Raw genomic sequence first — 4,841 nt, 5'->3', positions numbered from 1 at the left:
GGGTAATTGGCCGGACGCAAGACCCTTTCCGTCTGAGATAGATAAGGCAGGAACTCCCGCTTCCAGATATGATTCCCGGAGGTCAGGAGATCCAGCCCCAGGGAGAAGAGTTCCTGGGCGATCTTTTCCGTAAGACCGTAACCCCCGGCGGCGTTTTCGGCGTTGGCCAGAATAAAGTCCGGCTGATACTCCTGCCGTAACCCCGGCAGGAAGGCCCGTACGGCCCGACGTCCGGGATTCCCCACGATGTCTCCGAGAAAGAGGACCCTCATTTGGCGTACTCCACCGCCCGGGTCTCCCGGATGACCGTAACCTTGATCACTCCGGGGAACTTGACCTCCTCCTCGATCTTGCGGGCGATGTCCCGGGCCAGCAGCACCGCCTCCTCGTCCGAGACCTTGCCGCTGTCCACGATTACCCGGACCTCGCGGCCGGCCTGAATGGCGTACGCCTTCTGCACCCCCTTGAAGCTGTGTGCGATATTCTCCAGCTCCTGAAGGCGTTTGATATAGGTCTCCAGGAGCTCGCGCCGGGCTCCCGGACGGGCCCCGGAGACGGCGTCCGCAGCCTGCACCAGGATGGCCAGCACCGACTGGGCTGGCACGTCCTCGTGGTGCGCGGCGATGGCGTTTACGATCTCCTCGTCCTCTCCGTACTTGCGGGCCAGATCCGCTCCGATGAGGGCGTGCGGCCCCTCCTGCTCGAAGTCCACGGCCTTCCCGATATCGTGAAGGAGCCCGGCCCGCTTGGCCTTCTTCACATCCAGCCCCAGCTCCCCGGCCATGACCCCGCAGATGAAGGCCACCTCTATGGAATGCTGCAATACGTTCTGGGTATAACTGGTGCGGAATTTAAGTTTTCCGAGGAGTTTGATCAATTCGGGGTGAAGCCCGTAAACTCCCACATCGAAGGCCGCCTTCTCCCCGGTCTCCTTGATGGTGCTCTCCATTTCTTCTTCCACCTTTTTAACCACCTCTTCAATCCGGGCCGGATGGATACGACCGTCGGCCACCAGGCGTTCCATAGCCAGCCGGGCAATCTCCCGCCGAATGGGATTGAAACAGGAAAGCACCACCACCTCCGGGGTATCGTCGATGAGGACCGTGACCCCGGTGGCAGCCTCAAAGGCCCGGATATTCCGACCCTCGCGCCCGATGATCCGACCCTTCATCTCCTCACTGGGAAGGGGGACCACCGAGACCGTCTTTTCGGTTACGAATTCCGCGGCGCAGCGGGCAATGGCCAGGGAAAGAATCTCCTGGGCCTTGCGCTTGGCCTCCTCCTTGGTTTCGGCCTCCACCCGCATAAGCACCCGGGCGGCCTCCTCCCGTACCTCCTCCTCCACCCGGGAAAGGAGGAGATTCCGGGCCTCTTCCTCACTGAGATGGGCCACCTCCTCCAGCCGCTTCTTCTCCTCCTCTACCAGCCGCTGCAACTCCTCCCGCTGGCGGGCCAGTTCCTCCCGGGTCTTATCCACCTCGGAGAGTTTGGCCCGCAGATCCTCAGCCATGCTCCGGAGCTCTCCCTCGCGACGGGAAAGTTCCTTTTCTTTTTCGTTGATCTGGGTGGCCCGTTTCTCCAGATCCCGGAGTTTCTGACGAAGCTCCTGTTCCTGAGCCTCCCTCTGCCGCTGAAGCTCCTTTTCCAGTTCCTCTTTTTTCCGGAAGAGCTCCTCTTTGGCCCGTATCCGGGCCTCCTGGACCACGGTCTCCGCTTCCCGACGGGCCCGTTCCAGGATCAGCCGGGCCTCCTCCTCGGCCCGTTTCTTATCCTCAAACTCTTCCTTCCGGCGCAAACGATAGCCGACCAGAAAACCGATCACCGCCCCGACGATCAGCGCCAACAAAACCGCCAGGATCTTCATGCTGAACCTCCCCTTTATTTCTTCCGCCGGGGGAGGAAGGAAAGGAGGGCCTCAAAATAATGGCCCGGGGTGCCGTGTCAGCCGCCCCGCTTCGAGGACCTGGGTCCTACCTTAGGGAGCCATCCGCCCCTTCGGCTTCTCCGGCGGTCAAGGCCGGAGCATGCACCAGGACGGAGAGGGCTCCCTCTGCGGGTACGGTGTTGCCTCGGCGGGCGCTATAGCCGATCACGCACACCCCAGGCATTTGAGCTCTCTCTCTATGGTTTCACTCAATCTTACCGCTTCTCTCCCTATCTTCTCCGAAAGGAGTCGGTGCTCCCGCCTAAGCCTTACCAGCTCCGCCGTGATCTCCAGCAAAAGCACCACCGCCTGCTTCAAGGGGGACAACTGCCGGCGGTTTTTGATCCGTCTCTTACGATCCTCCAGATAGGCCAATATTTCTTCTATTTCCTCTTCCGGGAGATCGGCCCGGAAGGTAAAGCGGTTTCCCGCAAATTCAAATTCAATAAGCCTTTCGGTCAAACTTTATGCGCCCCCTTCGGAGAACTGGGAGAGCCTTTCAATCAGGTGTCCGATCCTTTCCCTGACAGCCCTCCTTTCTTCCTCCCGGCGGTTCAACTCTTCCTGAAGCCGAGCCAACTCGGCCTCTTTTTCCTGCAACTTCAAAAGCAACTCCTCCCTCTCCGCCTTTAAACGCCCCAGCACCTGAAGAAGCATCTCTATCTTTTCTTCGAGGACCCTTAGATCCTGCACATCCATCTCCATCTCGACCTCCCTCCTCAAGCTTATGAGGGTTTGGGGGATCGGTCAAGGGGCGGGGCGTTCGATCACCGCCTGAAGGAGAATCTTCAAGGGTTTCCCCGGAGAAAGGGTAAGGTGCCAGGTGGCCCGTCCCTGAGGAGAAAGTTCGTTCCAGGGCGGATCGGCGGTAACCGAGACCCGGATCTCCTTCTTCCGGCTGACCGGAACCCGCTCGTAAACCGTAAGGGGCAGGCCCTGCGGATGGGCGCTTTTTATCTCTATCTCCCAGCGCAGGGTGCGTCTTAAGTGTTTTTTCACCACCCCCACCCGCTCTTCGTAATCCCGCAGGATCCTCCGCCGGACCTCCACCCAGGGGTCCTCGGAAAGATAGAGGTCTAACTTGCGTCCGGGCCTCAGGTCCGGAAGTTTTCTTTCCGGAAGCTCCCTTCCGGAGAGAAAGATCCGGGCCGGACCTCCGGGAAGATAGACCTCGGGACGAAGGGTTACCGCCAGATAGGCCCGGGGAAGACTATAGGCCGGGACCTCGACCCGCACCCGGGCCGGAAACTCCCGCCTTTCAAGAAGCACAAAGCGGGGGAGGCCCGGGGAAAGGGCGGGAAGAGGGACACGATAGAGTCTCCCCTCCAGGAGGGGCTCTGCGGAAGGAGCCCCTCCCTTTACCGCACCGGGGGCCTTTAGGGCGAGGATCCCTATGGGGGGAGTATCCACATACCAGGGCCTGAAGGGCGGGGGCTCATAAAGGGCCGGCCCCCTGGGGCGAACCTCGTAGCGCAGACGGAGTTCCGGAAGCGAGCGGCCCAGACGCTCGGTAAGCCATAACCCCAGCCGGAACTCCACCCGGGACTTTTCCGGCCAGACGAAGACCCGACGCTCCTCCCGATACTCCAGTCCCGAAAGGGGGTAACGCAGTTTCAGGGTATAGGTGGAAGGGATCCTTTCGCAGCGGAAGACCGGTGAAAGAAGGGTCTCCTCCTTTAGGGCGAGCCTTTCCTCCAGGGCAAGCAGCCGTTTTTTGAGTGCGGCCCGTTTCCGTTCCAGTTCCGCCTCCCGGGTCTTTATCTCCTCAAGCTTAAGCCCCAGCCGCTTAAGGGCCGAAAGGGGGTCCCTCGCGAGATCCCGGGGGCTTAACCCCAAAAGCCATTTCTCTTCCAGGGAAAGCACCTCCTCTTCCCTGGAAATCTCGGAAAGTTCGGCCCTTGTCCGGTGGATCTCCTCGGCCACCGGCCCCTGAGGGCTCGCAAAACCCTGCGGGATAAAGCTCACCAGACATCCCTCCGGGGCCTCAAGTACGGTAATATTCCCGGGGTTGATCCGCCCGGGAAAAGGAAGCCTCGCCTCACGGACCTCCCCGGCGGAAAGGGAGATCTCCTCCGTAAGATAGGTCCCTTCCGGGGCAAGGGAAAGCTCAAGGGGCCGGCGGGTCAACCCCCGAGCCGGGGCTTCGACCAGAAAGAAAAGAACCAGAATGAGCGCAAGCCGTCTCATCATCCCCTCCTTTAATCCCCTCTCCACCGGAGGGAGGCTTGAAGTTATGTTAGCATATTTCCGGGAGAGGATCTTCCATGGCCCGCATAAGGAAGGAAGAGGCCCTGCGCTGGCTTTCCGAAAGGCTCTCCGGGCTCTCCCCCGGCGAGTGCCTGGATTTCCTCTGCAAGAAGCGCAACCGCCTGGTGCGGGTGGTACGCACGGAGGAAGGTTTCCGCCTGGAGGAAAGGGGCTTTTTCCGCAAGGACTTTGAGGCCGAAGGCGAAAAAGAGGTGCTCAAGCTCTGCGAGAGGCTCTTTTCCCGGGAATTTCCGAGAAGTCATATCCTCTGGGCCCACCGGAGGCGAGCTTAAAACCGTTGTTTTGCCGCCCGGTCTCCGGTATAAAGGGAATATGAAACTTAAGGTCTGGCGCAGGGACCCCCGGGCCCGGCTTCCGGAAAAGGCCTCAAACGGCGCGGTGGGCTTTGACCTTTTTGCCCTTGAAGACCAGGAGATCCCCCCGGGAGAACCCACCTTCATTCGCACCGGGCTGGTCATAAAGACCGAAAGGCCCTACGCCCTTTTTGTCTTCCCCCGCTCAAGTCTTTTCCGCAAGAAAGGCCTCCTCTTTCCCCATTCGGCAGGGATCATCGACTTTGACTACTGCGGAGAGGATGACGAACTCAAGATCCTGGTCTTAAACCCGGGCTCCGAGCCGGTTAAGGTCTCGGCCGGGGAGCGCCTGGCCC

General features: G+C 60.5%; 8 protein-coding genes. 2 read left to right on the top strand and 6 right to left on the bottom strand.

Annotated elements, in window-relative coordinates; all coding sequences use genetic code 11:
* The 6 genes from F8J34_RS05300 to F8J34_RS05275 all read right to left on the bottom strand — a co-directional run.
* Positions 1–272 (bottom strand): YmdB family metallophosphoesterase (locus F8J34_RS05300; protein ID WP_297056969.1); only part of this gene is annotated, 272 nt, incomplete at its 3' end.
* The gene (gene rny, locus F8J34_RS05295) at positions 269–1,864 is read right to left on the bottom strand and encodes a ribonuclease Y (protein ID WP_297056968.1); all 1,596 of its coding nucleotides are present in this window, start codon (positions 1,862–1,864) and stop codon (positions 269–271) included. The genes rny and F8J34_RS05300, both read right to left, overlap by 4 nt.
* Before the next feature lie 106 nt (positions 1,865–1,970).
* Entirely contained in the window at positions 1,971–2,093 is a 123-nt protein-coding gene (locus tag F8J34_RS05290; RefSeq protein WP_297056967.1) for a hypothetical protein, read from the bottom strand.
* Positions 2,090–2,386, bottom strand: a complete 297-nt coding sequence (zapA, locus tag F8J34_RS05285) for a cell division protein ZapA (RefSeq protein ID WP_297056966.1) — start codon at positions 2,384–2,386, stop codon at positions 2,090–2,092. The genes F8J34_RS05290 and zapA overlap by 4 nt, the downstream gene beginning before the upstream one ends.
* A 3-nt stretch (positions 2,387–2,389) precedes the next feature.
* Positions 2,390–2,629, bottom strand: a complete 240-nt coding sequence (zapB, locus tag F8J34_RS05280; protein WP_297056965.1) for a cell division protein ZapB — start codon at positions 2,627–2,629, stop codon at positions 2,390–2,392.
* A 42-nt stretch (positions 2,630–2,671) separates the two neighbouring features.
* Positions 2,672–4,111, bottom strand: a complete 1,440-nt coding sequence (locus F8J34_RS05275; protein WP_297056964.1) for a DUF4139 domain-containing protein — start codon at positions 4,109–4,111, stop codon at positions 2,672–2,674.
* Between the two features lie 77 nt (positions 4,112–4,188).
* Here F8J34_RS05275 and F8J34_RS05270 point away from each other — a divergent pair, with 77 nt between their 5' ends.
* Together F8J34_RS05270 and F8J34_RS05265 are read left to right on the top strand one after the other, a co-directional pair.
* Entirely contained in the window at positions 4,189–4,464 is a 276-nt protein-coding gene (locus F8J34_RS05270) for a hypothetical protein (RefSeq protein WP_297056963.1), read from the top strand.
* A gap of 40 nt (positions 4,465–4,504) precedes the next feature.
* Positions 4,505–4,841 (top strand): deoxyuridine 5'-triphosphate nucleotidohydrolase (locus tag F8J34_RS05265; protein WP_297056962.1); only part of this gene is annotated, 337 nt, incomplete at its 3' end.

The organism is Thermosulfurimonas sp., from assembly GCF_015491435.1.
Classification (GTDB): domain Bacteria; phylum Desulfobacterota; class Thermodesulfobacteria; order Thermodesulfobacteriales; family Thermodesulfobacteriaceae; genus Thermosulfurimonas_A.
Note: the sequence above shows the minus strand (reverse complement) of the source record. Positions and strands in the feature narration are given on the sequence as shown.